The 25422-nt window shown below is 69.0% G+C and carries 30 protein-coding genes; 12 read left to right on the top strand and 18 right to left on the bottom strand.

Annotation, left to right across the window (positions count from 1 at the left end; all coding sequences use genetic code 11):
• Nucleotides 1-28: 28 nt before the first annotated feature.
• Complete coding sequence (locus E0H92_RS35160; RefSeq protein ID WP_131499287.1) at nucleotides 29-1048, bottom strand: ArsR/SmtB family transcription factor; 1020 nt, start codon at nucleotides 1046-1048, stop codon at nucleotides 29-31.
• Nucleotides 1049-1146: 98 nt separating this feature from the next.
• Here E0H92_RS35160 and E0H92_RS35155 point away from each other — a divergent pair, with 98 nt between their 5' ends.
• Complete coding sequence (locus tag E0H92_RS35155) at nucleotides 1147-2058, top strand: SMP-30/gluconolactonase/LRE family protein (protein ID WP_131499286.1); 912 nt, start codon at nucleotides 1147-1149, stop codon at nucleotides 2056-2058.
• Here E0H92_RS35155 and E0H92_RS35150 read toward each other — a convergent pair.
• The 4 genes from E0H92_RS35150 to E0H92_RS35135 all read right to left on the bottom strand — a co-directional run bounded on the left by E0H92_RS35150 (nucleotide 2055) and on the right by E0H92_RS35135 (nucleotide 5760).
• Nucleotides 2055-2471, bottom strand: coding sequence for a MarR family winged helix-turn-helix transcriptional regulator (locus E0H92_RS35150; protein WP_131499285.1), 417 nt, complete (start codon nucleotides 2469-2471; stop codon nucleotides 2055-2057). The genes E0H92_RS35155 and E0H92_RS35150 overlap by 4 nt on opposite strands.
• Nucleotides 2472-2548: 77 nt before the next feature.
• Nucleotides 2549-3865, bottom strand: coding sequence for a GGDEF domain-containing protein (locus E0H92_RS35145; RefSeq protein ID WP_165550163.1), 1317 nt, complete (start codon nucleotides 3863-3865; stop codon nucleotides 2549-2551).
• Nucleotides 3866-4027: 162 nt separating this feature from the next.
• Complete coding sequence (locus E0H92_RS35140; RefSeq protein WP_238153263.1) at nucleotides 4028-5194, bottom strand: MFS transporter; 1167 nt, start codon at nucleotides 5192-5194, stop codon at nucleotides 4028-4030.
• Nucleotides 5195-5319: 125 nt separating this feature from the next.
• Entirely contained in the window at nucleotides 5320-5760 is a 441-nt protein-coding gene (locus E0H92_RS35135) for a hypothetical protein (RefSeq protein WP_131499284.1), read from the bottom strand.
• Between the two features lie 147 nt (nucleotides 5761-5907).
• On the opposite strand from E0H92_RS35135, the gene glnII reads away from it, so the two are divergent.
• From glnII to E0H92_RS35120, 3 genes are read left to right on the top strand one after another with little or no spacing between them, the layout of a single operon-like run.
• Nucleotides 5908-6927: a glutamine synthetase gene (glnII, locus tag E0H92_RS35130; protein ID WP_131466686.1), complete on the top strand. Its 1020-nt coding sequence runs from the start codon at nucleotides 5908-5910 to the stop codon at nucleotides 6925-6927.
• A 55-nt stretch (nucleotides 6928-6982) separates the two neighbouring features.
• Complete coding sequence (locus tag E0H92_RS35125; protein WP_131499283.1) at nucleotides 6983-7699, top strand: class I SAM-dependent methyltransferase; 717 nt, start codon at nucleotides 6983-6985, stop codon at nucleotides 7697-7699.
• 56 nt (nucleotides 7700-7755) lie between these two features.
• Entirely contained in the window at nucleotides 7756-8193 is a 438-nt protein-coding gene (locus E0H92_RS35120) for a ribonuclease FAU-1 family protein (protein ID WP_131499282.1), read from the top strand.
• 3 nt (nucleotides 8194-8196) lie between these two features.
• On the opposite strand, the gene acs is transcribed toward E0H92_RS35120, so the two are convergent.
• Nucleotides 8197-10131 (bottom strand): acetate--CoA ligase, encoded by a 1935-nt coding sequence (acs, locus tag E0H92_RS35115; protein ID WP_131499470.1) that lies wholly within the window; start codon nucleotides 10129-10131, stop codon nucleotides 8197-8199.
• A gap of 267 nt (nucleotides 10132-10398) precedes the next feature.
• On the opposite strand from acs, the gene E0H92_RS44415 reads away from it, so the two are divergent.
• Nucleotides 10399-10548 carry a hypothetical protein gene (locus tag E0H92_RS44415; protein WP_165550162.1) on the top strand — a complete coding sequence of 50 codons (150 nt, stop codon included), beginning with the start codon at nucleotides 10399-10401 and terminating at the stop codon, nucleotides 10546-10548.
• A gap of 1 nt (nucleotide 10549) precedes the next feature.
• On the opposite strand, the gene E0H92_RS35110 is transcribed toward E0H92_RS44415, so the two are convergent.
• The gene (locus E0H92_RS35110; RefSeq protein ID WP_131499281.1) at nucleotides 10550-10990 is read right to left on the bottom strand and encodes a MarR family winged helix-turn-helix transcriptional regulator; all 441 of its coding nucleotides are present in this window, start codon (nucleotides 10988-10990) and stop codon (nucleotides 10550-10552) included.
• 50 nt (nucleotides 10991-11040) lie between these two features.
• Nucleotides 11041-11397 (bottom strand): winged helix-turn-helix transcriptional regulator, encoded by a 357-nt coding sequence (locus E0H92_RS35105; protein ID WP_131499280.1) that lies wholly within the window; start codon nucleotides 11395-11397, stop codon nucleotides 11041-11043.
• Between the two features lie 73 nt (nucleotides 11398-11470).
• Between E0H92_RS35105 and E0H92_RS35100 the strand changes: the two genes are divergently transcribed.
• Both E0H92_RS35100 and E0H92_RS35095 read left to right on the top strand, forming a co-directional pair.
• Nucleotides 11471-12073 carry an NAD(P)-dependent oxidoreductase gene (locus tag E0H92_RS35100; RefSeq protein ID WP_131499279.1) on the top strand — a complete coding sequence of 201 codons (603 nt, stop codon included), beginning with the start codon at nucleotides 11471-11473 and terminating at the stop codon, nucleotides 12071-12073.
• A 133-nt stretch (nucleotides 12074-12206) separates the two neighbouring features.
• Nucleotides 12207-12881 (top strand): SIS domain-containing protein, encoded by a 675-nt coding sequence (locus E0H92_RS35095; protein WP_131499278.1) that lies wholly within the window; start codon nucleotides 12207-12209, stop codon nucleotides 12879-12881.
• A gap of 47 nt (nucleotides 12882-12928) precedes the next feature.
• Here the strand turns inward: E0H92_RS35095 and E0H92_RS35090 are convergent, their stop codons facing one another.
• Entirely contained in the window at nucleotides 12929-13687 is a 759-nt protein-coding gene (locus E0H92_RS35090) for a GntR family transcriptional regulator (RefSeq protein ID WP_131292892.1), read from the bottom strand.
• A 198-nt stretch (nucleotides 13688-13885) separates the two neighbouring features.
• Between E0H92_RS35090 and E0H92_RS35085 the strand changes: the two genes are divergently transcribed.
• On the top strand, nucleotides 13886-14833 hold the full coding sequence (locus tag E0H92_RS35085) for a glutathione S-transferase family protein (RefSeq protein WP_131499277.1): 948 nt from the start codon (nucleotides 13886-13888) through the stop codon (nucleotides 14831-14833).
• On the opposite strand, the gene E0H92_RS35080 is transcribed toward E0H92_RS35085, so the two are convergent.
• Nucleotides 14826-15407, bottom strand: coding sequence for a TetR/AcrR family transcriptional regulator (locus tag E0H92_RS35080; protein ID WP_131499276.1), 582 nt, complete (start codon nucleotides 15405-15407; stop codon nucleotides 14826-14828). The genes E0H92_RS35085 and E0H92_RS35080 overlap by 8 nt on opposite strands.
• A 50-nt stretch (nucleotides 15408-15457) precedes the next feature.
• On the opposite strand from E0H92_RS35080, the gene E0H92_RS35075 reads away from it, so the two are divergent.
• Nucleotides 15458-16129 carry a haloacid dehalogenase type II gene (locus tag E0H92_RS35075; RefSeq protein ID WP_131499275.1) on the top strand — a complete coding sequence of 224 codons (672 nt, stop codon included), beginning with the start codon at nucleotides 15458-15460 and terminating at the stop codon, nucleotides 16127-16129.
• Here E0H92_RS35075 and E0H92_RS35070 read toward each other — a convergent pair.
• Complete coding sequence (locus tag E0H92_RS35070; protein WP_131466697.1) at nucleotides 16111-17400, bottom strand: ArsB/NhaD family transporter; 1290 nt, start codon at nucleotides 17398-17400, stop codon at nucleotides 16111-16113. The genes E0H92_RS35075 and E0H92_RS35070 overlap by 19 nt on opposite strands.
• Nucleotides 17401-17440: 40 nt before the next feature.
• Entirely contained in the window at nucleotides 17441-17887 is a 447-nt protein-coding gene (locus E0H92_RS35065; RefSeq protein WP_131466698.1) for a CBS domain-containing protein, read from the bottom strand.
• A 307-nt stretch (nucleotides 17888-18194) separates the two neighbouring features.
• On the opposite strand from E0H92_RS35065, the gene nhaA reads away from it, so the two are divergent.
• Genes nhaA through E0H92_RS35050 form a run of 3 tightly spaced genes read left to right on the top strand, consistent with a single transcriptional unit; the run spans nucleotide 18195 to nucleotide 20818 of the window.
• A complete protein-coding gene (gene nhaA / locus E0H92_RS35060) occupies nucleotides 18195-19409 on the top strand; it encodes a Na+/H+ antiporter NhaA (RefSeq protein ID WP_131466699.1) in 1215 nt (404 codons plus the stop codon).
• A gap of 54 nt (nucleotides 19410-19463) precedes the next feature.
• Nucleotides 19464-19901, top strand: a complete 438-nt coding sequence (locus tag E0H92_RS35055; RefSeq protein ID WP_131466700.1) for a phage holin family protein — start codon at nucleotides 19464-19466, stop codon at nucleotides 19899-19901.
• A complete protein-coding gene (locus E0H92_RS35050; RefSeq protein WP_131466701.1) occupies nucleotides 19898-20818 on the top strand; it encodes an alpha/beta fold hydrolase in 921 nt (306 codons plus the stop codon). Before E0H92_RS35055 ends, E0H92_RS35050 begins: the two co-directional genes overlap by 4 nt.
• Here E0H92_RS35050 and E0H92_RS35045 read toward each other — a convergent pair.
• The 6 genes from E0H92_RS35045 to nth are packed head-to-tail and all read right to left on the bottom strand — an operon-like array spanning nucleotide 20787 to nucleotide 25410.
• The gene (locus E0H92_RS35045) at nucleotides 20787-21500 is read right to left on the bottom strand and encodes a hypothetical protein (RefSeq protein ID WP_131466702.1); all 714 of its coding nucleotides are present in this window, start codon (nucleotides 21498-21500) and stop codon (nucleotides 20787-20789) included. The two genes, E0H92_RS35050 and E0H92_RS35045, sit on opposite strands and share 32 nt — an antisense overlap.
• A complete protein-coding gene (locus tag E0H92_RS35040) occupies nucleotides 21493-22005 on the bottom strand; it encodes a SigE family RNA polymerase sigma factor (RefSeq protein ID WP_238173731.1) in 513 nt (170 codons plus the stop codon). Before E0H92_RS35040 ends, E0H92_RS35045 begins: the two co-directional genes overlap by 8 nt.
• Nucleotides 22006-22059: 54 nt before the next feature.
• On the bottom strand, nucleotides 22060-23232 hold the full coding sequence (locus E0H92_RS35035; protein ID WP_131466704.1) for a MarP family serine protease: 1173 nt from the start codon (nucleotides 23230-23232) through the stop codon (nucleotides 22060-22062).
• Nucleotides 23229-23993, bottom strand: a complete 765-nt coding sequence (locus tag E0H92_RS35030) for an NUDIX hydrolase (protein WP_202873989.1) — start codon at nucleotides 23991-23993, stop codon at nucleotides 23229-23231. The genes E0H92_RS35035 and E0H92_RS35030 overlap by 4 nt, the downstream gene beginning before the upstream one ends.
• Complete coding sequence (locus tag E0H92_RS45325) at nucleotides 23990-24637, bottom strand: TlpA family protein disulfide reductase (protein WP_238153266.1); 648 nt, start codon at nucleotides 24635-24637, stop codon at nucleotides 23990-23992. The genes E0H92_RS35030 and E0H92_RS45325 overlap by 4 nt, the downstream gene beginning before the upstream one ends.
• Nucleotides 24634-25410, bottom strand: a complete 777-nt coding sequence (gene nth / locus E0H92_RS35020) for an endonuclease III (RefSeq protein WP_131499274.1) — start codon at nucleotides 25408-25410, stop codon at nucleotides 24634-24636. Before nth ends, E0H92_RS45325 begins: the two co-directional genes overlap by 4 nt.
• Between the last annotated feature and the right edge of the window lie 12 nt (nucleotides 25411-25422).

The following is a 25422-nucleotide window of genomic DNA, read 5'->3' as shown; positions in this document are numbered from 1 at the left end:
ACTATTCTGTCCGCAAGCAAGTACCACTTTAGCGGCTGCCATCCGTTTGGGCAGCCGTTTTTGCGATCTGCCCCGGGATGCCCCTGGATGCCCCGGTTAATAGGTTGTGGGCGGTGGGGGTTAGGGCGTGGAGGGCTGTGCCTTGGGTTCTGTGGGTGGTTATCAGGGCGGCGGCTCGGAGGGTTTTGGTGTGGTCTGAGGTGGAGGCGAGGGAGATGCCTACTCGGCGGGCCAGTTGCGTGGTGGTGGCGGGGTGGGTGAGGGAGCGGAGTACGGCGGCTCTCGTGCGGCCCAGTAGGTCAGCTAGTGCGTCGGTTCCGGGGTCGTCGGGGGTCGGGTCGGTCAGGTCGGCGCAGGGGTAGACGAGGACGGGACGCCGGCCGGGGGTGTCCATCGCGAGGCAGTTGCTGACCAGCGGGGACGGGTAGAGCTCCAGCCCGCGGCCGTTCAGGTGGATGTCCGCGGTCCAGTCGTCGACCGGCCCGTACGTCGTCAGCACCGGGGTCGTCCACTCGACATCGGGATGCAGCGACGACAGCAGCGCATCGGTGCCACCGTGCAGTACCGCGCGGGACCGGATCCCGAGGTCAGCGCCGTACCGCCGCTGCAACTCCCCCGAGGAAGGCCCCAGCACCTCCTGGTGAAAGTCCCGGACCGCGCCGCCCAGCGCCCGCCGCGACCCGGCGCGTCCGTCCAATAGTCCCCGCATGTACCGGTCGATCTCCGGCGGCAGCCACGGCTCCAACTCGTCCCGGATGACGGAGGCAGGCGTCTCCATCAACGCCTCGACGGCCGGTTCCAGACCGGGCCCGGCCACGTCCGGAATCAGGAAGTCCGGAAACAGTCCGCCCGGCGAGATCAGCTTGAACAGCGGACGCATCGACCCCCGCACCCGCGGCGCCGCGGTACGCCGCCAGCGCCGTGCAACCGGCGAGATCGACCGGTCACCGAGCGCGCGGGCCGCGAGCGCGGCCTCCCACAGCGGGTGCGGCGCGGTCGGGAACGTGACTCGGCCGAGGTCCGCCGCGGTGAAGTGGACGCGGATCATCCCCCGATTGTGACGGTCGCTAGGCCCCTCGGACAGACCTCTTCGGTTCAGACCGAATCCGGTCGCGACGCGCCGCCGTACGCTCCCACGCTGGCCCGATGAAACGTCTAGCGCTCCTCACCGTCCTGGTCCTCGCCGCCGCCACCCCATCGGCCACAGCACAAGCCGTCCACCGACCAACGCAGTACGTCGTCTCAACCACTCCCGGCGAGAACCTCGAGGGGATCGCGGTGACGCCCGGCGGCACGATGTACGTCACCAGCGTCGCCACCGGCGCGGTGTACCGCGGCACCACCCACTCGTCCCGGCTGAGCCTGTTCCTCCCGGCCGGCAGCGACGGACGGACCGCCGCGACCGGCATCCACCTCGACCGCTGGGGACGGGTCCTCGTCGCCGGCGCGGGTACGTCGAAGCTCTTCCTGTACGACGCCCGCGGCCGGCTGCTCGGCGTACGGAAAGCGTCGGACGGTTCGTTCCTCAACGACTTCACGATCGCGGGCGACGCCGTCTACGTGACCGATTCGGCGCACAACCAGATCTGGCGGGCACCGCTCACCCGCGCCGGTCTCGGCGAGCTCGAACCATGGATCACCCGCGACCAGATCAAACCGACGCCGTACTTCCTGAACGGCATCGTCACCGACGGACGCGTCCTCCTTGTCGGCGAGCAGGGCCAGGACGTCACGTACCGGGTCGACCTCCGCACCAAGCAGGTCACGGTCCTAGACGTCCCGAACGGGATCCTGTCCGGCGACGGGTACCTGCTGGAAGGACGCCGGTTGTACACCGTCTACAACGCCGGCGGCGGGAAGTACGTGACCCGGCTAGCGATCTTGAACGACGATCTCACCGCAGCGACCCTGGTCGCGGACTCGGGCCCGGGTGCGACCGGTGCGACTCCGACGACGATCGCCCGCGACCACGGCCGGCTGCTGTGGGTGAACAGCCAGCTGGACATCGCACCCGGTACGCCGCCGTACACGGTGACCGTCGTACCGGGTTTGCGTTAGAGATCGTCGGTGACCCGCGCCAGAACCACTCCTGCCTGCAGAACAAGGGTCCGGTCGGCGTCGTCGAGGCGGCTGAGGAGATTGGCGAGCTCCTCGGCGGCCTGACGGCCGGAGGCCTCGACCGTCTCGGCGCCCGCGTCGGTGAGCACGACCGCGGTCGCCCGGCCGTCGACCGGGTCCGGTTCGCGCCGGACCAGGCCGGCTTCCTCCAGTCCCGCGACCGTTGTGGTCGCGGTGGGTTGCGAGCACGGGACCCGGGCGGCGATCTCGCCGATCCGGATCGGTTGCTCGTCGGCGATCAGCATCAGCGCCAGGAACTGCGTCGGGTGCAGGAGCGTGGTGGTCCTGCTCCGGCGCAGATGTCTGACGATTCGGTGCATGCTGACCAGCAGCTGCAGTGCCTCCTGCGCCATCCAGATCACCTCCGTCGGGAAGCGCAATCCTGGCACAGGCACCCAAACATCTCCTACCAGCCGGTCCGATGCCGGGGTCAGGAGGGCGGCGGCTCGCCGTTGGCGGGTGCGGCGACGACGCGATTCCGCCCGGCGTCCTTGGCCTGGTACATGGCCAGATCGGCGGCCATCTGCAGCTCGTCGAGGCTGGTACCGGACTCCGGGTACGTCGCGGCGCCGATCGAACACGTGATGGGCCCACACAGCACCGGGCCGTTGGGCGCGGCAACGGTGACCGCGAGACCCGCGATGCGGCGGCGGATCCGCTCGGCGGCCAGGGCGGTGTCGGCCGCCGAGGTCTGCGGGAGCAGGATCGCGAACTCCTCACCGCCGAGCCGCCCGACCAGGTCGTTGTCGCGGACCTCGTGACGCAGCTCGGCCGCGACTGCTTTCAGCGCCTCGTCACCGGCGTGGTGACCGTAGGTGTCGTTGATGGCCTTGAAGTGGTCGAGATCGAGATAGAGCACGCCGAGCCGGGAGTTCGTGCGTTCGGCGCCGGCGAACTCGCGGCGGGCGATCTCGTGCCAGAAGGCGGCGTTGGCCAGGCCGGTCTTCGGATCGGTACGGGACGCGGTCTGGAACTGCTCGACCAGCAGCGCACGGTGCAGGCCGAGGATGGTGAGGAGCAGGACTGCGACGGCCCACGGCTGGCTGAGCAGCAACGCCGCGGTCGCGACTCCCAGACCGAGCGAGCCGGCCACGATCAGCTGGTCCGAGAGCCGCCCGAGTGCGTTGCGGCCCGGGGAGTCGGGGTTGGCCATCATGATCGCGCCCGCGACCAGGGCGTAGTTCACGAACCAGTACGCCAGGCCGGCCGCGACGACGGCGACAAGTCCGAGCGGGCCGGACGGGTAGCCCGGGTAGACACCGGGACGGATCGTGGCCAGGACGACAGCCCCTGCCGCACCGGCCAGCACGAGTGTCGTCGCGGTGAAGACGGAGCGGTACGGCGGAACCCGTCGTACCCGCAGCCAGGAATGCAGATAGGTGCTGAAAATCAGCGCCGCGGCGAGCGGCGGCGGCAGGATGAGGACGCCGGCGAAGGTCCACATCCCCTTGAGGTTCACGTACGGGATGCCTTCGGCGCCGACCTTGCGCAGCCGCTCGATGTCGCGCGCGGCCTCGAGATGGATCGCCGATCCGCCGGCGAGCACGAGCAGCCGGATCCAGTCACCGCCAGTGACCGGGACGAGGTCGAACGTCGACGCGACGACCACGACGGTGATGAGTTCGACCGCGAGAACGTAACCGAGCACGCTCCGGGGCTGCGACCACAACGCCCACCTGGCCGGGCTCCAGCCCACGTCCTGACGCCGGCGTAGGCGACGCCGCGCCAGCCGATGCCGGATACTCATGAAAAAGACCTCCGCCTCACAGTCGGTCCTTGTCACAGAGTAGCCGTGATGTGCACGCAATGTCATGGCTTCCCTGTTATTGCCTCGCTGCGCTCACCCCCACATGCGCCCAGATCCCGCGAGAGGAGGCCGCCGCCATGCAGAACAACGACTGGTGAACCGTCACGCAGGTTGCCGCGTGGCGCCGACGTACCCGTACGCCGCGCCCGCCGCGACCAGAACGCCCAGAATTCCCGCAGCCGCGACCACCAGGGCCGGCGTCCACCGGTCCGCCGCGGCTCCGGCAACCAGCACCCCTATTCCCTGGGACACGATCAGCGCAGTGCGCGCCAGGCCGAACGCCTGGCCGCGCTGCGCGTCCGGCACGTTCAGCACGAACGCCGCACTCGCGGCCAGCTGGTACGACGCACACAACCCCGATACGAACCACAACGCGACCGTCACCCACAGACCCGGCTCGGCGATGCAGCCGATCAGCGGTGCACAGGACCCGATCGCGAGCGGGCCCATCAGCGTGAGCCGCCGCGGCGGCGCGGCCCGCGTCAGCAGCAGCATTCCGACCATCTGCCCGGCCGGGTTGGCGGCGAGCAGGACCCCGACAGCGGCCGGTCCGCCTCCGACCACCGCGGCGTACGGCGCGGCGAGTCCTTCGATGCTCACGTAGAAACCGGCGACACACGCCAGCGCGACCAGGTACCTGAGCCGCCGGTCGCCCCAGACGAGGCGTGCACCGGCCGACAACGACGGCCACCATCCCGGGCGCGCATCCGTCGTACCTGGCAACGGGCGTTCGCGAACTCCGAGCTTCAGCAGGAGCGCCGACAGTGCGAACGTCACGGCGTCGGCCAGCAGTGCGTTGCCGACGCCGAAGGCCGCTACCAGGGTGCCGCCGGTCACGAATCCGGCCAGTTGCGAGGCCTGCGCGGTGATGTTCGACACCGAGCTCGCCAGGACGTACTTGTCGCCCGTCAGGATCGACGGCAACAAGGCGGCTCGGGCGGACTGGAACGGCGACGCGAGCAACTGCACCGCGACGAGCAGCACGCACAGGATCCACAGCGAGGCGCCGGGGATCGCCATCGCCGCGACCAGCACCGCCCGGGCGATGTCGCAGGCGATCATCAGCCGGCGGCGCGGATAGCGGTCGGCCAGTCCGGACAGCAACGGGCCGCCGACGATGTCGGGCAGGAAGGTCAGCGCGTAGGTGACCGCGGACAGCCCGGCCGATCCGGTCCGGTCGAAGACGAGTACGGCGAGCGCGACCCGGGCCAGCTGATCCCCGATCACCGACCCGAGCTGCGCCAGCCACAGCCACCGGAACTCGGCCACGCCGAAAACCTCGCCGTACGTGGCGGGCTGATCGGCGGGATCTGCGGACGATGGATGTGCGGGGCGGGTCACCCCGTCAAAATACCCACGATCCGCAACCACCCGCGCACGCACCGGTGGGTCGTTCAGAGGTGTACGGCGATGACGCCCAGCGCGAAGGCAGTGCCGGCGAGGCCGAGCATCGTGGTCGCGAGCGTGATGAGCCGCGCCTGCAGCTTGGGCAACTCGGCCGCGGTCGCGAACACGCGCTGCGGCCAGTGCCGCCAGGAGACGTACCAGAAGATCGCGGTCGCAATCAGCAACAGAAGCCCTTTGACCGCGTGGATCCACCAGTGCTCGTGGTTGATCGCGAGCAGCCCACCACCGCTCACCGCGATCGCGGCAATCAACCCGACCACCTTCCACCGGTTGCCCGAGGCAATCACCGCCGTCAGCATCTCGCGACCTTCCTGGTCCGCCCCGAAGTACTTCTTCAACTTCGGCTGCACCACAAACAACGAGTACGCCATCCCACCCACCCAGGCGGCGGCGAGGCCGACGTGAACGATCGCCAGAAGCACAGTCATGCCACGACCCTAGAGCCAGCGGGGTTATCGAGGTCACGTCGCGGTTAACACGCCCGTCACATCGAATCAACAGGTCCGAAATGGCCGGTTGGCACTGTCGAAGCAGGCTGGCCGCCCGATGCGTCGGCTGTGAGGAAAGGACCGCCGGTGAGCTACAAAGCCGAGTACATCTGGATCGACGGGACCGAGCCGAGCGCACGACTGCGTTCGAAGACGAAGATCCTGCCTGACGGCGCCGCGTTGCCCGACTGGGGCTTCGACGGTTCGAGCACCAACCAGGCGCCGGGTGACAACTCCGACTGCGTGCTCAAGCCGGTCTTCAGCTGCCCGGACCCGATCCGCGGCGGAGACCACAAGCTGGTGTTGTGCGAGGTCTACCTCGTGGACGGTACCCCGCACCCGACGAACCACCGGGCCGAGCTACTTCCGGTTGCCGAGGCGTACGCCGCGCAGGACTCCTGGTTCGGCATCGAGCAGGAGTACACCTTCTTCCAGGAGGGCCGCCCGCTCGGCTTCCCGGCCGTGGGCTTCCCCGCGCCGCAAGGCCCGTACTACTGCGGTGTCGGCGCCGACGAGGTCTTCGGCCGCGAGATCGTCGAGAAGCACCTGGACGCGTGTCTCGAGGCGGGCCTCGCGATCTCCGGTATCAACGCCGAGGTCATGCCCGGCCAGTGGGAGTTCCAGGTCGGCCCGGCGGGTCCGGTCGACGTGGCCGACCACCTGTGGATGGCCCGCTGGCTGCTGTACCGCATCGCCGAGGAGTACGACGTCGCTGCGACGCTGGACGCCAAGCCGGCCAAGGGCGACTGGAACGGCGCCGGCGCACACACGAACTTCTCGACCAAGGCGATGCGCGAGGGGTACGACGCGATCATCACCGCCTGCGAGGCGCTCGGGGCCCCGGGCAAGGTCGACGAGCACATCGCGGGCTACGGGCACGGCATCGAGGAACGTCTGACCGGAGCACACGAAACCGCTCCGCACGACGTCTTCAGCTACGGCGTCTCCGACCGCGGCGCCTCGGTCCGGATCCCGTGGCAGGTGGAGGTCGACAAGAAGGGCTACATCGAGGACCGCCGCCCGAACGCGAACATCGATCCGTACGAGGTGACGCGCCTCCTGGTGAACACCTGCTGCGCCGCACTGGAGAAGGCCGGCCAGGTCTGACATCCACGCCCGCACAACAGCCCCCGGTAGCCGGGGGCTGTTGTAGCCTCCCGCCATGGACCCGTGGCAGACGCTGACCACCGCGTACGAACAATCCCGGGCCCGCGAAGACTCCCTCGACCAGCTGATGGAGTGGGACGCCCAGCGCTCACTGATCGGCCCGGTCGAAGGCAAGACCGTTCTGGACATCGGCTGCGGCAACGGCGAGAAGGCGATCGAGCTCGCCCGCGACCACGGCGCGACGTCGGTGGTCGGTGTCGACATCGCCGGCCAGTTCCTCACCCCACCTGACGGCGTCGACGTCACTCTGCTCCCAGGCGACCTGTCGACCCTCGACGAGATCCCGGCGCTCGACGGCCGCCGGTTCGACGTGGTGCTGTTCCTGCAGTGCCTCGCCTACGCGCAGGACCGAGGGCGGACGCTTCGCGCGGCGCGGTCGCTCCTGACCGATGACGGCGTACTCGTCGTCTCGATGGCGCACCCGATCCGCTGGGCCGTGGAACGCTCCGAACGGGACGCGATCGGACTCGGGGACGCGTACCACACGGTCGGCCCGTACTCGTACCCGTCGCGATGGAACGAGGACGTGACCATCACCCACACCACGGACACGTTCTCGTCGATCCACAACTCCTTGACCGACAACGGTTTCCGGGTCGAGCAGGTCCTCGAACCGCAGCTGTCCGAGGAGAAGAAACAGCGTTTTCCGCACAAGCAGGCATGGCTCGCGCAGTACGTCGGAATCATCGTTTTCCGCGCGAGGCCGGTGTGAACGTCCAGGTCCTTCATCGCAGCGGACAGTGGTGTCCGGGGCAGCGTGTCGGGGATGTGGTTGCGTACGACCTGCGGATCTTGCCGCAGTACCAGGTGGCTGGGCGGCCGACTGTCGACCGGTGTTACCTGCTGCTCGACGAAGCGGTGCAACTGACGAAGCCGGCTGTTTTCGAGGGGCCCGTCGAGGGCTGGTGGTACGTCGACCTGGTGGAGATCGAGCGCACCGATGACGGGCTGGTCGTCCACGACATGTACGTCGACCTACTGTTTCCGCCCGCCCTGAACCGGTACCAGATCCTGGACCTGGAAGAGCTGGCCGACGCCCTCACCGACGGGAAGATCTCGACCGCCCAATGCGCCGGCGCGCTGACCGCGACCCAGCAGTTCGTGCACCGCTACCTCCGGGGCGCCGCAGAAGGCCCGAACGGGCCCTCCGCGACGTTCCCGCCACCCGAGGTCGTTGCGCTCGAACAACTCCCCTCGTTCCTCTGACCTTCAGTCCTCGTCGGACTTGCCGGCCTCCAGGTTGGTCTTGATCAGGTCCATGACCGTGGAGTCGGCGAGCGTGGTGACGTCGCCGACCTCACGGTTCTCGGCGACGTCGCGGAGCAGGCGGCGCATGATCTTGCCGGAGCGGGTCTTCGGGAGCTCCGAGACGACCATGATCTGGCGCGGCTTCGCGATCGGGCCGATCTCCTTCGCGACGTGGTTGCGCAGCTCCTGCACCACGTCCGGTCCGCCGTCACCGGCTTCCGAGCGCAGGATCACGAACGCCGCGATCGCCTGGCCGGTCGTCGGGTCGGACGCGCCGACCACGGCGGCCTCGGCGACCTTCGGGTGCGAGACGAGCGCGGACTCGATCTCGGTCGTCGACAACCGGTGACCGGACACGTTCATCACGTCGTCGACCCGGCCGAGCAGCCACAGGTCGCCGTCCTCGTCCTTCTTCGCGCCGTCACCGGCGAAGTACACGCCCGGCCAGCGCGACCAGTACGTGTCGACGAACCGCTGGTCGTCGCCCCACAGCGTCCGGAGCATCGCCGGCCACGGCTTCGTGATGACCAGGTAGCCGCCGGACCCGTCCGGCACCGGCTTGCCTGCGTCGTCGACGACGTCCACGCTGACACCCGGGATCGCCTTCATCGCGGCGCCCGGCTTCCCGGCAGTCACGCCCGGCAGCGGCGAGATCATGTGCATACCGGTCTCGGTCTGCCACCAGGTGTCGACGACCGGCGCGTTGTTCCCGCCGATGTGCTCGCGGTACCAGACGTAGGCCTCCGGGTTGATCGGCTCGCCGACCGACCCGATCACGCGCAGCGAGGACAGGTCGAACTTCGCCGGGATGTCGGCGCCCCACTTCATGAACGTCCGGATCGCGGTCGGCGCGCAGTACAGGATCGAGACCTTGTACTTCTGGACGATCTCCCACCAGCGGCCCTGGTGCGGCGTGTCCGGCGTGCCTTCGTACAGCACGGAGGTGGTCGCGTTCGCGAGAGCGCCGTACACGATGTAGCTGTGGCCGGTGACCCAGCCGATGTCGGCGGCGGTCCAGTAGACGTCGGTGTCCGGCTTGAGGTCGAAGACACCCCACTGCGTGTACGACGTACCGACGAGGTAGCCGCCCGTGGTGTGCAGGATGCCCTTCGGCTTGCCCGTGCTGCCCGAGGTGTACATCACGTACAGCGGGTGCTCGGCGTCGAACGCCTCCGGGGTGTGCTCCGTCGACTGCTTGGCGACGAAGTCCTCCCACCAGAGGTCGCGGCCCTCGACCATTTCGGTCTCCTGGCCGGTGCGCTTCACGACGACCACGTTGCGCACGTCCGGGCAGTCGGTCAGCGCGGCGTCGACGGCCGGCTTCAGCGCGGCCGGGGCGCCACGGCGGTAGCCGCCGTCGGAGGTGATGACGACGCGGGCGTCGCAGTCCAGGATCCGGCCCTTGAGGGCGTCCGAGGAGAAGCCGCCGAAGATCACCGTGTGCGGCGCGCCGATCCGGGCGCAGGCGAGCATCGCGACCACGGTCTCGGGGATCATCGGCATGTAGATGGCGACGATCTCGCCGGGCTTCACGTTCAGCTCGAGCAGCGCGTTCGCGGCCTTGCTGACCTCGTCCTTGAGCTGCGCGTACGTGATCTCGCGGGTGTCACCGGGCTCGCCCTCGAAGTAGTACGCGACCTTGTCGCCGAGACCGTTCTCGACATGCCGGTCGACACAGTTGTACGCCGCGTTCAGCTTGCCGTCGGCGTACCACTTCGCGAACGGAGGGTTGCTCCAGTCCAGCGTCTCGGTCGGCTCCGTCGCCCAGGTCAGCCGCTTGGCCTGCTCCGCCCAGAACCCCTCGAAGTCGGCCGCGGCCCGGTCGTAGGCGTCGGCCTTGAGGTTCGCGTTCGCCGCGAGCTCGGCGGGCGGCTCGAACCGGCGCTCCTCGTGCATCAGGTTCGACAGTGCCTCGGACTGGGCCCCGGACTGGCCCTCGGCCTGGGGTGACTCTGCATTCGTCACGTCGACGACTCCTCATCGCTGGCTTCGGCGCGCCGGCGCGCCCGGTTACCTTTCTACCAACGCCGACCCCGCCACGGGAACCGCGGTAGCGCCCAGCCGCTCCGAATCTGCGCCGAACAGCCCCCGTCAGAGGACGGGCGGCCGCGGAATTCCGGCGTACGGCGGAACCAAACGCCCGCACCGTGCATCGGACCTGGTATGAACCCGATGCAGCCGATCGCGCAGCCGCAGACGCTCGACGCCGAGGGACGCCGGAAGATCTCGCGGGCCGCGCGCCGCCGGGTACACGCCCGGGAACTGCGGGTCCGCCGGACGCAGAAGACGGCCCGCGCCGCGCTTCCGCTCTGATCTACTCCTGGTGGTACGCGAGTAGCTTGCCCAGGATCGTGGTCAGCCGCGTACGGTCGGTGGCCGACAGCGGGGCGAAGATCTCCTCCTGCGCCTTGCCGACCAGGGTCGTGAGTCGCCGGTAGTGGCGCTTGCCGGCCGTGGTGATCGTGATGACGTTCCGGCGGCCGTCGGCCGGGTCGGCGCTGCGCTCGACGTACCCGTCGGCCTCGAGTTCGTTGAGCGCGGCAACCACATCGCTGCGGTCGATCGAACTGCGCCGCCCCAGGGTCGCCTGGCTCGCCGGCCCGAACTCCACCAGCGTCGCGAGCAGCCGGAAGTGGTACGCCCGCGCACCTCCGGCGGCGAACGACTCGGTGACGATCCGGTGCGCCTGGGCCGCACTCTGGGTCAGCAACCAGCTCGGCAATTCGGTCAGGGCGGTCGGGGTCTGCTCATCCACCCGCGCAGTCTAGGTCGTCAACGGTTCGCTTCCGTCGATGTTGGCTCGACCTACGATTCCTTGACAGATTCTTTGGCGTCGAGCAACTCGTCCCAGTGGTTCTCCGCCCATGCGCAGATCAGCCGCAGCGGTTCGAGCAGGCTGCGGCCGAGGGCGGTGAGCTCGTAGCTCACGCGCCGGCCGTCGATCGTCCGGGAGATGAATCCGTCGCGTTCGAGCGTGCGCAGCGACTGGGTCAGGACCTTCGGGCTGACGCGGGCCATCGGGATCCGGAGCTCGGAGTACCGGCGCGGGCCGTCCTCCAGGCAACGCAACACCATCCCCGCCCATTTCTCGGCGCCGATCCGGAACGGCAGGAGCGTCGACGGGCAGATCTCCTCGAACATGTCCGCTCGCAACGCCACCATGCTCACCACGGTATCCAATCGGTAACCACCCCTCCTTCTACGGTCGCCGTACCACTTTGTCGAGGAGGTTGCGGTGAGCAAGATTCTGGTGATCGGCGCCCGCGGACGCGCCGGATCAGCGGCCGTCGCGGAGGCCCGGGACCGCGGGCATTCCGTGATCGGCGTCGCTCGTACGGCGTCTGCGGGTCAGGTCGTTGGGGATGTGACCGATGTGGGGCGGGTGGCGGAGTTGGCGGTGGGGTGTGATGCGGTGATCGCGGGGGTGTACGACGGTGGGAGCGACCCGGGTGAGTTCTTCCCGCGGGCCGCGCGGGCGCTCGTCGACGGGCTCGAGAAGGCCGGCGTACAGCGGCTCGTATGGGTCGGGTTGGCGTCGATCCTCCCGACCGCGGACGGCACGCTGCTGATGAACACCGACGGATATCCACAGGAGTACCGCTCGTTCTTCCTCGCGCACCAGGCGGCGCTGGACGTCTTCGCGGAGTCGTCCCTCGACTGGGTCTCGATCGCACCAACCGGCGACTTCAACCACGCCGACCCGTCCCGCAAGGGCAGCTACCGCGTGGCACCGGCGAACGCCCAGGACCTGATCTCGTACGCCGACCTCGCGATCGCGCTCGTCGACGAGGTCGACCACCCAGCACATCACGGCGAGGCGATCGGAGTGGCTGTTTAGCTGCAGCTCGACAGTACGTATACGCCCACTGCGCCAGCTTCAGGCGTGCGGGCGGGGTCCGTGGGCGTATACGTACTGTCCGCGTGCAGATCGCGGCTAGTGGTCTAGTCGGGATTGACGATAGGTTCGCCGTATGGCTGGGGCTGAGGAATACCTGGGTAAGGCGTTGGCGATCGCGCAGCAGGCGGCTGAAACGCAGGTGGGCGCGATCCGGGTGGCGGCGGAGCTGGTCGTCGATGCTCTTGCCGACGGGAAGCGGTTCTGGGTGTTCGGGACGGGGCACAGCCACACGCTGGCCGAGGAGCTGTACGGGCGCGCCGGCGGACTGGCCGACGTACGGGCGATCCTCGAACCCGGGCTGATGCTCCACGAGGGCCTGCAGAAAAGCTCCCTCCTCGAACGCCTTCCGGGTCTGGCCGACGTTCTGCTGGAGATCAACCCGTTGGAGTCCGGCGACGTGCTGCTCATCGCGTCCAACTCCGGGCGGAACGCCGTACCCGTCGAATTCGCCCTCGGCGCGCGCGCACGTGGAGTGAAGGTCATCGCCCTGACCTCACTCGCCCACTCCAACGCGACCACGTCCCGCGCCCCCGGCGGCCAACGCCTCTTCGAAACCGCAGACGTCGTCATCGACAACTGCGGCGTACCAGGCGACGCCCTCATCACAGTCCCCGGTACGCCGGAACCCACCGGTGCCACCTCCACCCTCGTAGGCGCCCTGCTCCTCCAGGCCCTGACCGTAGAAGTAATCACCCGCCTAACAGCCCGCGGCCAAACCCCCAACGTCCTCCGCAGCCTGAACGTCTAGGAGGATTTCCGCACCTGGAGCCAGAAATCCTCCAGGTATTTCCGCTGTCAGGTAGCGCGGTACGCGACCGTGATGTCGTAGCGGTCTGACCTGTAGATGGAGCGGCCGAATTCGATGACCTGGTCGGTGGCGGTTCGGGGAGCTGACGTGATGATCAGACAGGGGGTCGAGCTGTCGATCTCCAGGAGTTCGGCGTCGCCTGGTTCGGGTGGGGCGGCGACGATGGAGGCGGAGACCATGCCCAGTGAGACGCCGTACCTGGTGGCCAGGACCGTGTAGAGAGACTTCTCCGCGAAGTCGATCTCGTCCAGCCCGGGGTAGCGGTTGAGTGACAGGGCGGTGCGTTCGATCGCCATCGGGTCGCCGTCCGCCGTGCGTAGCCGGACCAGGTGCAGGACGGGCGCGCCGACGGCCTCTTCGAGTTCGCGGGCGAGGTGCTCGTCGGCGGCGCCGACGCGGTGTTCGAGGACTTTGGCGCCGGGCTCGATGCCGCGGTTGATCATGTCCTGGCTGAACGAGGACGCGAGCATCCGGGACGGGCGCGGTTCGGCGACGAAGGTGCCGCCGCCGGGGCGGCGGTTGGCCAGGCCCTCGGCCACGACGCGGTCGACCTCTTGCCGGACGGTCATCCGGGCGACGCCGAAGCGTTCGGCGAGGACGCGTTCGGACGGCAGCACGGTGCCGACGGCCAGCGAGCGGGTGAGGTTCTCCAGAATCTCGCGAATCTGGTCACCCTTCGGTCGATCGGGCCGCAGCTCGGTAGGGAGCTCGGCTAGATCGCCGGGGTTGTTCCGTGGGCGGGCCATGAGGTCAGTATCCCTGGGAATTTGCCCGGCAAACCAGTGCCGGGGGGCGCGGGCCGCGGTGTGTCGTACCGCGCAAGGGGCCCGCGACCACGTTGTCCCGGACGTCCTTGTCAGCCTGACTGTAACGTCCGGTGCCGCCTCACGGCCAGTGACGATCCACAGGCTCAGCCAAATCCCAGCGGGGGTAGTTTTAACGCTATGACCCCGGGACAGTTCGTGCAGGAGACGTCGTCGACCGGTGAGTGGAAGCGGCAGGGCAACAGATTCACCGGCCGGATTTCCCGGGATTCCGCGGCGGCGCCCGGCGAGGGCCCGGACGCGCAGGGCCGGTGGCCGGTCGAGCCGGGCCGGTACCGGCTGGTGGTCAGCCTGGCCTGCCCGTGGGCGCATCGCTCGATCATCGTCCGCCGGCTGCTCGGGCTCGAGGACGCGATCAGTCTCGCGGTAGTGGACCCGGTCCGCGACGAGCGCGGCTGGCGGTTCACGCTCGACCCGGAGGACCGCGACCCGGTGCTCGGCATCGCGTACCTGTCCGAGGCGTACCTGCGGACCGACCCGACGTACGACGGCCGTGTGACGGTGCCCGCGATCGTCGACACGACGACGGGTGAAGTGGTCACGAACGACTACCCGCAGATCACTCTCGACCTCTCCACCGAATGGACGGAGTTCCACCGCGCCGATGCTCCGCAGCTGATCCCGGCCGACCGCGCGGAGATGGACGAGTTGATCGAGGAGATCTATCGGGACGTGAACAACGGCGTGTACCGCTGCGGTTTCGCGACCAGCCAGGAGGCGTACGACGAGGCGTACGACGCACTGTTCGCGCGGCTCGACGTACTGGAAGACCGTCTGAAGGACCGCACGTATCTCCTCGGCGACACGTTCCGCGAGGTCGACATCCGGCTGTTCACGACATTGGTCCGCTTCGACGCGGTGTACCACGGGCACTTCAAGTGCAACCGCCAGAAGCTCACCGAGTTCCCGAACCTGTGGGCGTACGCGCGCCGCCTGTACCAGCTGCCCGGCTTCGGGGAGACCGTCGACTTCGGCCAGATCAAGCGGCACTACTACGTCACCCACCACAACATCAACCCGACCGGCATCGTCCCGAAGGGCCCGGACCCGCTGGCCTGGATCAGGTAGCGAGTGCGGCCAGCGCCGCGGTGACCGCGGACCTCAACTGCGCGCGGGTCGCCCCGGATCGCGACCGCAGGTTGATCGCGTACGCCAGCAGCGTCAGCAACTCCGCCGCACCACTCACCTCCACGCCGGATTGCAACTCCCCATTGCCCTGAGCAACCTTCAGCGCAGCGGCCAGCGAATCCCGCAGTACGGCGTGATGCTCCGACAGCACCGCCCGTACGGCGTCCGGCGGGTTCTCGGCGTTCGCGTTCGCCATCATGCACCCCCAGCCGGCGTACTCCCCCGAACACCGCAACCTCAGCAACTGGTCGAAGAACCCGCGCACCGCAACCAGCCCCCGGCCGTCCGCGGCCAGCTGGTCGAACATGGGTCGCGACCGATGCTCGAGGTACCGCTTTGCTGCCGCCGCGTACAGGTCGTCCTTGCCGCCAAATGCGTTGTAGAGGCTCGACCGACTGAGCCCGGTCGCCGCGACCACGTCCTGGATCCCGGTCGCCGCACTCCCGCGGCGCCAGAACAACTGCTCGACGGCGGCCAGCGCTTCCGCCTCGTCGAAATGTTTGACATCCGGCATACCCGGCATCATATCTTGGAACGACCGATCCAAGATAGCGAGGAGTCGTGATGATCGACGTACTGGTGCTCGACGTCAACGAGACCCTGACCGATATGGAGCCGCTGCGGGACGGGTTCGAGGCGGCCGGGCTGCCCCGGCACAGCCTCGACGCGTGGTTCGCCGCGACGTTGCGAGACGGGTTCGCGCTGGCCGTGGTGAACAAGTACGGCGCTTTCCGCGACCTGGCCGCCGAGCTCCTCGAGGCGCAACTGGTCGCCGCCGGGATCGAGCCCACCGAGGAAACCATCGAGAACGTACTTTCCGGATTCACCCGCCTCCCGTTGCACCCCGACGTCGCACCGGGCCTGCACAAGATCCACGAGGCCGGCGTGCGCATCGTCACCCTGACGAACGGCGCGGCGGCGATGTCAGAAAACGTGTTCAGGGACGGCGGCATCCGGCCGTTGCTCGAGCACCGGCTCGACGTGTCGGCGCCGCAACGGTGGAAACCGCACGCCGACGCCTACCGGTACGCCGCCGAGGTCTGCGGAGTGCCCATCGAACGGATGGGCCTGGCCGCCGTCCACCCGTGGGACATCGACGGCGCCCAGCGCGCCGGGCTGCAGGGTTTCTACATCGACCGCCGGAAAACGCCGTACCCGAAGGTGTTCGGCGCGCCGGATCACACGGTCGCAGACTTCGAGGCACTGGCCGAACTGCTTCAGGAGAAGGCGAAGTAGCGCAACCAGAGGTACGGCGCCGCGACGAGGATCGTAATCGCGGTCATCACCACGCCCTTGCGGGTGAACGTCCAGAAGCTGATCGGGTGACCCGCGCGGAGCGCCAGACCGATCACCACCACGTTGGCGCTGGCGCCGATCGCGGTCGCGTTGCCGCCGAAGTCGGCGCCGATCGCGAGCGCCCACCAGAGCGCGTCCGAGTGCGCCGGGTCCGTGACGCCCTTGGTCAGCTCCAGTACGACGGGACTCATCGTCGCGACGTACGGAATGTTGTCGATGACGCCCGAGAGCAGCGCCGACACCACCAGGATCAGCATCGCCGTGAGCAACGTGTGGCCGGCGGTCGCCCCGCCGACCCATCCGGCCAGGTCCGCGATGACGCCCGTCCTCACCAGCGCGCCGACCATCACGAACAGCCCGGCGAAGAACAGCAGCGTCTGCCATTCGACCGCGGACATGTAGGCACGCGTCGGCACCTTCGAGACCAGCACCAGCACACCGGCCCCGAGGAGCGCCACGATCGACGGCTCGATGTGGAAGGCCGAGTGCCCGATGAAGCCCACGAACACCAGCAGCAGGACGACGCCGCACTTGATCAGCAGCCCGCGGTCCTCGATCGCCTCGCGCTCGTTCAGCCGCAGGACGTCGTTGACGCGGTCCGGATCCACGGTGAAGGACCCCTTGAACAGCCACGGCAGGACGAGCGTGAACACCAGCAGTTCGATGGCCACGAGCGGCGTCATGTGGAGCAGGAAGTCGTTGAACGTGAGCCCCGACCGGCTGGCGATGATGATGTTCGGCGGGTCGCCGATCAGCGTCGCGGCGCCGCCGATGTTGGACGCCATCACCTCGGCGATCAGGAACGGGACCGGGTCGATGCCGAGCCGGTCGCACACCAGCAGCGTGACCGGGGCGATCAGCAGCACGGTCGTCACGTTGTCCAGGAAGGCCGAGGCCGTCGCCGTGATCAGCGTCAGCAGGATCATCACCCGCAGCGGCGATCCCTTGGCCCGTTTGGCCGCCCAGATCGCGACGTACTCGAAGACACCGGTACGCCGGAGCACGCCGACGATCACCATCATCCCGAAGAGCAGGAAGATGACGTCCCAGTCGATCCCGGTGTCGGGCGAGTAGAACGCGTGGTCGGAGTCGGTGACGCCGAGCGCGAACAGCACACCGGCACCGCCCAGGACCGCGAGCAGCTTGTGCGTCCATTCGGTCGCGATCAGCACGTAGGCGATCACGAAGACCGCGATCGCGACAACGGTCATCGAACCGTCCCCGCGGCCGTCGCCCAGGTCGTCGCCGCTGTCAGTGCGGCGTGACGGCCAGTTCCAGCAGCCTGGACGCGGTGACCGCGCCGATGATGCGCCGGTCGCGGACAACCACGACCAGCGGGCTCCGCAGCCGGGCCATCACCGCGGCGATCTCCAGGATCGTGTCGTCGTGGTTGACCACCGGGATCTCCCGCGGCTCGTCCGGGAGCAGCTTGCGAACGGTCAGGCCGGTCAGCTTGTCCGCGACCCGGTCGGCGAGCGACTCGTCGATTACCCGGGCCAGCGAGGGATCGTCCTGAACGTACGACGGGACGAGGAAGCGGACCACCTGTGAGGCCGGCAGCACACAGCACGGGCTCCCGTCGGCCTGCGTCACGATCAGCCCGGGCAGCCGGCGCGACGCGAGCAGCTCCACTGCCTCCCGGGCGTCGTCGTCCAGCCCGACCACCGGGAACTCCTCGGCCATCTGCTCTCCGTGCACGCCAGCAGCGTACGTCCGGAGCGAACCGATTGGTGATCTCTCTCACGCGGCTCTGACACAGAGTGCGCACACGACCTCCCGGGGCAACGGTCATCGGCTCGTACCCGGGGCGGGCACGAGCATGCCGACCAGACTTCCCGGCGCACCGCGCCCAACCCTGCCGGAAACACCCGGCGCAGGCAAACACCAACCGTTAGAATCGGACGGTCGGAGTCGCCGCCCGACGGACTCGGCGGCTCGGGCTCACGGTGTGCCGGGAAGTCTGGTCGGCGATGTCCGCAACGACCCCAAACAAAGGGCCGCCAGCATGAGCCAGACCCGCAGGACCTCGCAGAAGAAGCGCGCGTTTCCACGGATCCTGGGCCGGGAACGGGCCTTCCTGGCCGATACGCTCCGGGCCGAGACGACCGGTGGCCTGCTGCTGATGGCGGCCGCGGTGGTCGCCCTGGTCTGGGCCAACTCGCCCTGGCAGGACGCCTACCACCACCTGCGCGAGATCGAGGTCGGGCCGCTCACCGTGGAGGCCTGGGCCTCTGACGGGGCTCTCACACTGTTCTTCTTCCTGGCGGGCCTCGAACTGAAGCGCGAGCTGGTGGTCGGCACCCTGTCGAAGCTCAGCGAAGCTGTCGTCCCGGTGGCGGCCGCGATCGCCGGAATGGTGCTCCCGGCAATCATCTACCTGGTCACGAACCTGGTGGCGGACGACGGCAAGCCGCACGGCTGGGCGGTGCCGACGGCCACCGACATCGCGTTCGCGCTCGCCGTCCTCGCGATCGTCGGCTCGTCGCTGCCGAGCGCGCTGCGGGCGTTCCTGCTCACCCTCGCCGTGGTCGACGACTTCGGGGCGATCCTGGTGATCGCCGTGTTCTTCTCGCACGGGTTCCACCCGCTCCAGCTGCTCGCCGCGGTCGCCCTGATCGCACTCTGGTACGTCCTCCAGCGCCGTCGCGTCCGTACGCCGTTCCTCTACGTGCCGATCGCGATCGGGGCCTGGTGGTTCATGCACGAGTCGGGGATCCACGCGACGATCGCCGGTGTCGCGCTCGGGCTCGTCACGCGGGTGGTCGCCGATCCCGGTGAGGACGAGGCACCGGCCGAGCGGATCGAGCACCGGCTGCGGCCGTGGTCCGCGGCGGTCGCCGTACCGCTGTTCGCGTTGTTCGCCGCCGGGGTGACGTTGAGCGGCAGCGCCGTACGGCAACTGCTGACCGACCCGGTCGCGATCGGTATCGTCGCCGGGCTGCTGGCCGGGAAGGCGATCGGGGTGTTCGGCGGATCGTGGTTGACCGCGCGCTTCACCCGGGCCGAGCTGAACTCCGATCTGGCCTGGCGGGACGTCGCCGCGGTCTCGGTACTGGCCGGGATCGGGTTCACGGTCGCGCTGCTGATCGCGCAGCTCGCGTTCGGGTCGGACATCGCCCAGGTCGAACGCGCGAAGGCCGCCGTACTGATCGCCTCGGTGCTGGCTGCCCTGATCGCCGCGCTGCTGCTGGCTCGCCGGAACCGCGCGTACACCGATTGACGCGCGGGCGTGGACGGTAGTGTCGAGCCACAGGACGTGCGGGAAGGAGTCGCGATGTCGATGAACGGGGACGAGCCCACGGTCGGCCAGCTGGTCGCGAATGCCAGCAAGGACCTGTCCAGCCTGGTCCGCAGCGAGATCGAACTCGCGAAGACCGAGCTGAAGAAGACCGCGATCGCGGCCGGTACCGGAGCCGGGATGTTCGCGGCGGCAGGGTTCCTGGCGCTGCTCGCGGTCATCCTGCTGTGCATCTCCGCGGCCTACGGCCTGACCGCGGCCGGGCTGCACCCGGCGATCGCGTTCCTGATCGTGGCCGGCGCGTTCCTGCTGATCGGCGCGATCCTGGTGTTCATCGGGATGCGGGCGCTGAAGAGCGCGAAGGGCCCGACGCGCGCGATCGAGACCTCGAAGGAATCGGTCGAGGCCCTCAAGGCGATCGGTAAGGGCGACGACGAGACGTACGCCCTGCCTGAACCGGGCGTACGGCGCTGAGCCCGGCAGGAGTCGTCGACCTCCTGGTCGACGGCCCCTGGTCGCACTCACTGGTCGCGGCCAACGGGGCCCGGTTCCACGTCGCGGAGTGTGGCGCGGCGAACGATCCGCTTGTCCTGTTCCTGCACGGCTTCCCCGAGTTCTGGTGGGCCTGGCGGCATCAGCTGCCCGTTGTCGCGGCCGCCGGGTACCGCGCGGTGGCGATGGACCTGCGGGGGTACGGCGCCAGCGACAAGACGCCTCGTGGTTACGACCCGTACACCGCGGCCGCGGACGTATCCGGCGTGATCCGGTCGCTCGGGGCGACCGATGCCGTGATCGTCGGGCACGGGTGGGGCGGGTTCATCGGGTGGTCGGCCGCCGTACTGACGCCACGACAGGTCCGGGGGTTGGCTGCCGTGTCAGCACCGCACCCGCTGCTGCTCACCCGGTCCGGCCAGACGAAGGCGCTGACACGCAGCGCGTGGTTCCAGCTGCCCATCCTGCCCGAACGCCGGCTGCTCGCGCAGGACGGGATCCACATCGAGCGCCTGCTCCGCGCCTGGGCCGCGCCCGGCGGCACGTTCCCCGACGCGGAGGTGTCCAGGCGGTACCGCGCGGCGCTCCAGGTCTGGCCGGCGCCGCATTGTGCGCTCGAGTACCACCGCTGGTTCGCCCGGTCACGATTGCGACCGGATGGGCGGAAGTACTCGGCAAGGATGCGCACACCGATCGCCGTACCCGTCCTGCAACTCCATGGCGCTCAAGACCCAGCTGTCTCCCCCACCTCGACCACACCGCCCCACCTGGTCACAGCACCACTCCGCCACGAACTGATCACCCCATCCGGCCACTTCCCGCACGAGGAAGCGCCGGCCGTGTTCAACGCGCTCCTGGTGGACTGGCTCAGCGGTTCCACGGGCCTAGGTTCTGGGTGATGACCCAGTGCGCGTCCCTGGGCTCGACCCGGTACCTGGCCGAGGTCGCCCCACTGCACCCAGCCGGCATCGACAGCGCGACGTCGACTTCCAGATGGTCGCCCTTGTCGAGGACGTCGCTGAGCCGGATGATCGCCGTCTTGGGGTACGTCGTACAACTCGCGTTCTCCGGTAGCGACCGGCTGAGAATCGTCACCGGCATGATCCGGAGCGTGTGCGAGAACATGACCACGCGCTGGTTCGGGGAGAACTGCGGCCCGGGTCGCACCCGGCCTGGCGCGGTGCTCGGGCTGTCCACCACCATGGCCTTCGTGAAAGGGCTGAAGCCTCTCGGCTTCTTGCCCGGCAGCTGGAACGACCGGAGCATCGTTCCGATCGCCAGGCCCCAGACATCGGCGTCCCTGGTCGTGTAGGCAGATGATGCGGTGGGGGTCACCGCCGCACTCACGCCGGCGGCAGGTTCGCCTGCGTCGGCCGGACGCAGGCGCTGGACGCCGTAGAGGGCTCCCGTGAGCACAACGAGAACCACTGCCGCCGCGAGCAGGGCAGGCATCGCCCTGCCGGGTTTCGTTGCCGCCTGCACGGAGCGGTCGTCCAGGACCGCGCGGGGGATCAGGGCCTCGCGGGCCGCGAAGGTCTCCCGGAGCAGGGTGCCCAGCTCTTCGTCGGTCGGATCAGGCATGTCCGTTCGCCTCCTCGGCAGTCAGATGTTCGCGCAAGGTCGCCAGCGCGCGGGCGGCATTCGATCGGACGGTCGCGGCCGCGACGCCGAGCACTTCAGCGATCTCCGCGTCCGGGAGGTCCTCGTAGTACCGCAGGACCAGGACGGCGCGTTGTTTGCGCGGCAACCTGGCCAGCAACTGCCACGTCGCGTCGCGCTGCGCCTGCCGGAGGCCGAGATCGTCGTGGGCCGGCCGTTCGATCGGCTCGGCCAGCAGTACCTCGTTGTTCTTCAGCAGGCGGCGCCAGCTGAGGAACTCGTTGACCACCATCGTCCGCAGGTAGGCCTCCGGACGGTCGAGTCCGCTGATCCGCTCCCACTTGCGATGAGCCCGCGCCAGGACCGTCTGGACCAGGTCCTCCGCGGTGTGCTCGTTCCCGGCCAGCATCACGCCCAGCCGCAGTAACCGGCGCTCGCTCGCACGCACCAGATCGACGTACGAGAGCACCGGCCCCACATCATTCATCATCAGCACCGTCACACCACATCAACGTGGTGACCGCGGCAAGCTGCTGCAAAATCAGGTGCAGGACTGGGTGGAGACCTCTTGGGTGGCGTTGGCGCCGGCGCGGGCGTCGGCGGCGACCTGCTGGGCGGTGAGGACGTAGCCGGTGCGGTTGTCCTCGACGGAGGCCGCGAAGACCACGCCGTACACGACGCCCTTCGCGGACAGCAGCGGACCGCCGGAGTTGCCCGGGCGGACCGAGGCCCAGATCGAGAACGCCTCGCGGGTGACCGTCTTGTCGCCGTAGATGTCCGGTCCGCGGAGCCGTTCCTCGGAGCGGATCCGGGCCGGCTCGGAGTCGAACGGGCCGTTCTCCGGGTAGCCGAGCACGACCGCCGGGTCGTCGGCCTTACCGGTGAGATCGAACGCCAGCGGCGCCTCGGTCATTTTCGGCACGTACAGCACCGCGATGTCGGTCTCCGGGTCGAACACCACGACCTTGGCGTCGTACTTCTTCCCGTTCACCTCGACCTGCGGCGAGCTGACCCCGGCGACGACATGCGCGTTGGTCATCACGCGCTTCGGCGCGTAGACGAACCCACTGCCCTCCAGGCCGCGCGAGCAGCTGGCGACCCCGGTGACCTTGGCGATCCGGGTGTAGGCGTCCCGGACCGACTGCTGCCGGGCGATCGCGCTGTCCGGCGGCTGCGTCTCGCGGATCCGCTCCGGCACGAACGGGTCCAGGAACCGCGGGAACAGGTCCGTGTTGACCACGTCGTTGAAGGACTGCAATGCGCGGTCGGCGCTGTCCGGCAGTACTTCGTCGACCTTCGCGAGCACCTCCGACCCGCGGACCGCGGACGTCACGCTCGGGATCCGGGCGCCGCTCACCGCGACACCGAGGACCCAGGCCACGATCAGCACACTCGCCGCGGCCAGGACGGCGCCGCCGAGCGCGTCCAGGAACCGGATCGGCCGCCAGGACAACTGTCTGCGCACCTTGGTGCCGACCAGCGCCCCGAGCATTCGGCCGAGCGCGGCGAGCCCCACCACGAGCACCAGCGCCGCGAACGACACCGTCACACTCGGTGAGAAATGGTCCAGCGCCTTCGGCACACCCCAGACGCCGATGGCCGCGCCACCGAGCAGGCCGAGCGTGGCGCACGCCCCGAGCACGAATCCTTCGACGTACCCCGAGATCGCCACAAGTGCCGCCGTACCCAGCACCGCCCAGTCGAGCCAGCTCATTCCACGCCTTCCGACTTGTCACCTGGCGCCCGGCCGAGATCGTGCTCGATGGCGGTCATCCGCCGCACGTCCTCCGGCCGTCGTCCCTCGCTCCGCCAGGCCGCCTCGACCAGTCGGTCGGGCAACGGTACGACGTTCGAGGGGTCCCAGTCGCGGTACCAGCCGCCGAGCTGCAGCATTTTGTCCAGCAACCCGGCCGTGAACCCCCAGATGTAGAGGTCACCGACGGTGAACGCCGGGCCGGTGAAACCGCTCGGATGCAGGCAGCTGATCCGATTCGCCGGGTCGGCGAGCGCGCTGATCGGCACCTCGTGCACGGACGCGACCTCGGCCGGGTCGACCACCGCGACCGGCGACGGCTCCCGCCACCAGGCCAGCACCGGCGACACGCCGAAGTTGCTCACCGGCACCCAGAGCGCCGGCCAGATCGCGAACGGTACGACGCCGTCCGGGTCGAGACCGGTCTCCTCCTCGGCCTCGCGCAACGCCGTACGGACCAGACCACTGTCCCCGGGGCCGTCCTCCGGGTCCGCGCCGCCGCCCGGGAACGCCATCTGCCCGGCGTGCTTGCGCAGCGTCCAGGCCCGCTCGGTGAGCAGCACCTCCGGCCCGTCGTTGCCGTCAGCAAGCAAGATCAGGACGGCGGACTTCCGCACCGACGGGTCGTCGGGCGGCAGGAACCGGGACAGCACGTTCGGATCCACGTTCTCGGAGGCCTTCGCCAGCGGCTTCAGCCAGTCGGGGATCTCGGCGTCGATCACGGCGTCACCCCGAGCTTGTCCTTGACCAATTGGTCTAGCTGCTGCTGGGACGTGAGTACGCCGCGGTGCACGTAGGCGACGGTGCCCTTGTCGTCGATGAAGGCGGTGAGCGGCGGGCCGCCGACCTTGAGCGCCCGTTGGATCGCCTTGTCCTGGTCGGTCACATGCGGGTACGCCAGGCCCTCCTCGCCGGCGAACTTCACCGCGAGCTCCGGCCTTGGGTCGTCGTAGTCGATTCCCAGCATCGTCACCTTGCCGGACTTCGCGAGCGCAGCCAGGTACGGCGCTTCGTCGCGGCAGGGGCCGCACCACTGGGCCCACACGTTGATCACCAGTGGGCCACGGAGATCCGCGAGCCGGACGTCCGGGCCGCTGCCGAGACACGGCAGGCTGATGTCCGGCAGCCCGTTACTCACCGGCGGCTTCGACGGCGCCGACGGACACGCCTTGAGCTGGTCCGCCCCCGCCACCTTGCTCCGCCCCGCTGACGGCGTACCCGCCCCGGCCGGCGTCTCCGACCCACAAGCCGCAGTCCCCACCAGCACCACCGCCACCGCCAACCCCACAGCAGTACGCCACACCCGCCCGCTGTCGGCGCGGTGCGCCGGCGGGGTGCGGGGCGGCGTACCGGATGGGGGTGTCACGCGGGGACCTTCACCAGCTTCGCGGCGGCCTCGGGGTCCGTGGGACCGGTGCCGTACGACGGGCACCACTGGGCGATCGGGCAGGCGCCGCAGGCCGGCTTCTTCGCGTGACACCGGCGCCTGCCGTGGAAGATCAGCCGGTGCGACAGCATCGTCCAGTCCTTCTTCGGGAACAGGTCGCCGATGATGTGCTCGACCTTGACCGGATCCTCCTCGGCGGTCCAGCCGAACCGGCGCACCAGCCGGCCGAAATGCGTGTCGACCGTGATCCCGGGGACACCGAACGCGTTCCCGAGGACCACGTTCGCCGTCTTCCGCCCGGTGCCGGGGAGCTTCACCAGCTCCTCGAGCTTGCCCGGTACGACGCCGTCGTAGTCGTCGACGAGCGCCTGACCGAGCTTCATCACACTGTTGGTCTTCGCCCGGAAGAACCCGGTCGGTTTGAGGATCGCCTCCATCTCGTCCCGGTCGGCCTCGGCGTACGCCTGCGCGGTCGGGTACTTCGCGAACAGGGTGGGGGTCACCTTGTTCACCGTGACGTCGGTGGTCTGGGCCGAGAGGATGGTGGCCACCAGCAACTCGAGCGGGGTGGTGAAGTCCAGCTCGCAGTGCGCGTCCGGGTAGGTCTCGGTCAGCACCTTGTGCATCTTCCGGGCCCGGCGGACCAGCTGGGTGTGCGTCTCGTCGACGTACACCGGGGCCTTACGAGGGAGGTTCAGCGAGACCGTCGGGAGGGCTCCCGGGACTGGTTCCGCGGCAAGCGGGGATGGCATGCAGGCCAGCCT

The organism is Kribbella speibonae, from assembly GCF_004331375.1.
Classification (GTDB): Bacteria; Actinomycetota; Actinomycetes; order Propionibacteriales; family Kribbellaceae; genus Kribbella; species Kribbella sindirgiensis.
This window is presented reverse-complemented; position numbering and strand designations above follow the sequence as displayed.

Bases quoted from the DNA above. Each gene is read 5' to 3' on its own strand.
- E0H92_RS35160 (WP_131499287.1), bottom strand. From the start codon at position 1,048: ATGATCCGCGTCCACTTCACCGCGGCGGACCTCGGCCGAGTCACGTTC.
- E0H92_RS35155 (WP_131499286.1), top strand. From the start codon at position 1,147: ATGAAACGTCTAGCGCTCCTCACCGTCCTGGTCCTCGCCGCCGCCACC.
- E0H92_RS35150 (WP_131499285.1), bottom strand. From the start codon at position 2,471: ATGGCGCAGGAGGCACTGCAGCTGCTGGTCAGCATGCACCGAATCGTC.
- E0H92_RS35145 (WP_165550163.1), bottom strand. From the start codon at position 3,865: ATGAGTATCCGGCATCGGCTGGCGCGGCGTCGCCTACGCCGGCGTCAG.
- E0H92_RS35135 (WP_131499284.1), bottom strand. From the start codon at position 5,760: ATGACTGTGCTTCTGGCGATCGTTCACGTCGGCCTCGCCGCCGCCTGG.
- E0H92_RS35125 (WP_131499283.1), top strand. From the start codon at position 6,983: ATGGACCCGTGGCAGACGCTGACCACCGCGTACGAACAATCCCGGGCC.
- acs (WP_131499470.1), bottom strand. From the start codon at position 10,131: ATGCACGAGGAGCGCCGGTTCGAGCCGCCCGCCGAGCTCGCGGCGAAC.
- E0H92_RS44415 (WP_165550162.1), top strand. From the start codon at position 10,399: ATGAACCCGATGCAGCCGATCGCGCAGCCGCAGACGCTCGACGCCGAG.
- E0H92_RS35105 (WP_131499280.1), bottom strand. From the start codon at position 11,397: ATGGTGGCGTTGCGAGCGGACATGTTCGAGGAGATCTGCCCGTCGACG.
- E0H92_RS35095 (WP_131499278.1), top strand. From the start codon at position 12,207: ATGGCTGGGGCTGAGGAATACCTGGGTAAGGCGTTGGCGATCGCGCAG.
- E0H92_RS35090 (WP_131292892.1), bottom strand. From the start codon at position 13,687: ATGGCCCGCCCACGGAACAACCCCGGCGATCTAGCCGAGCTCCCTACC.
- E0H92_RS35085 (WP_131499277.1), top strand. From the start codon at position 13,886: ATGACCCCGGGACAGTTCGTGCAGGAGACGTCGTCGACCGGTGAGTGG.
- E0H92_RS35080 (WP_131499276.1), bottom strand. From the start codon at position 15,407: ATGCCGGATGTCAAACATTTCGACGAGGCGGAAGCGCTGGCCGCCGTC.
- E0H92_RS35075 (WP_131499275.1), top strand. From the start codon at position 15,458: ATGATCGACGTACTGGTGCTCGACGTCAACGAGACCCTGACCGATATG.
- E0H92_RS35070 (WP_131466697.1), bottom strand. From the start codon at position 17,400: ATGACCGTTGTCGCGATCGCGGTCTTCGTGATCGCCTACGTGCTGATC.
- nhaA (WP_131466699.1), top strand. From the start codon at position 18,195: ATGAGCCAGACCCGCAGGACCTCGCAGAAGAAGCGCGCGTTTCCACGG.
- E0H92_RS35055 (WP_131466700.1), top strand. From the start codon at position 19,464: ATGTCGATGAACGGGGACGAGCCCACGGTCGGCCAGCTGGTCGCGAAT.
- E0H92_RS35045 (WP_131466702.1), bottom strand. From the start codon at position 21,500: ATGCCTGATCCGACCGACGAAGAGCTGGGCACCCTGCTCCGGGAGACC.
- E0H92_RS35040 (WP_238173731.1), bottom strand. From the start codon at position 22,005: ATGAATGATGTGGGGCCGGTGCTCTCGTACGTCGATCTGGTGCGTGCG.
- E0H92_RS35035 (WP_131466704.1), bottom strand. From the start codon at position 23,232: ATGAGCTGGCTCGACTGGGCGGTGCTGGGTACGGCGGCACTTGTGGCG.
- nth (WP_131499274.1), bottom strand. From the start codon at position 25,410: ATGCCATCCCCGCTTGCCGCGGAACCAGTCCCGGGAGCCCTCCCGACG.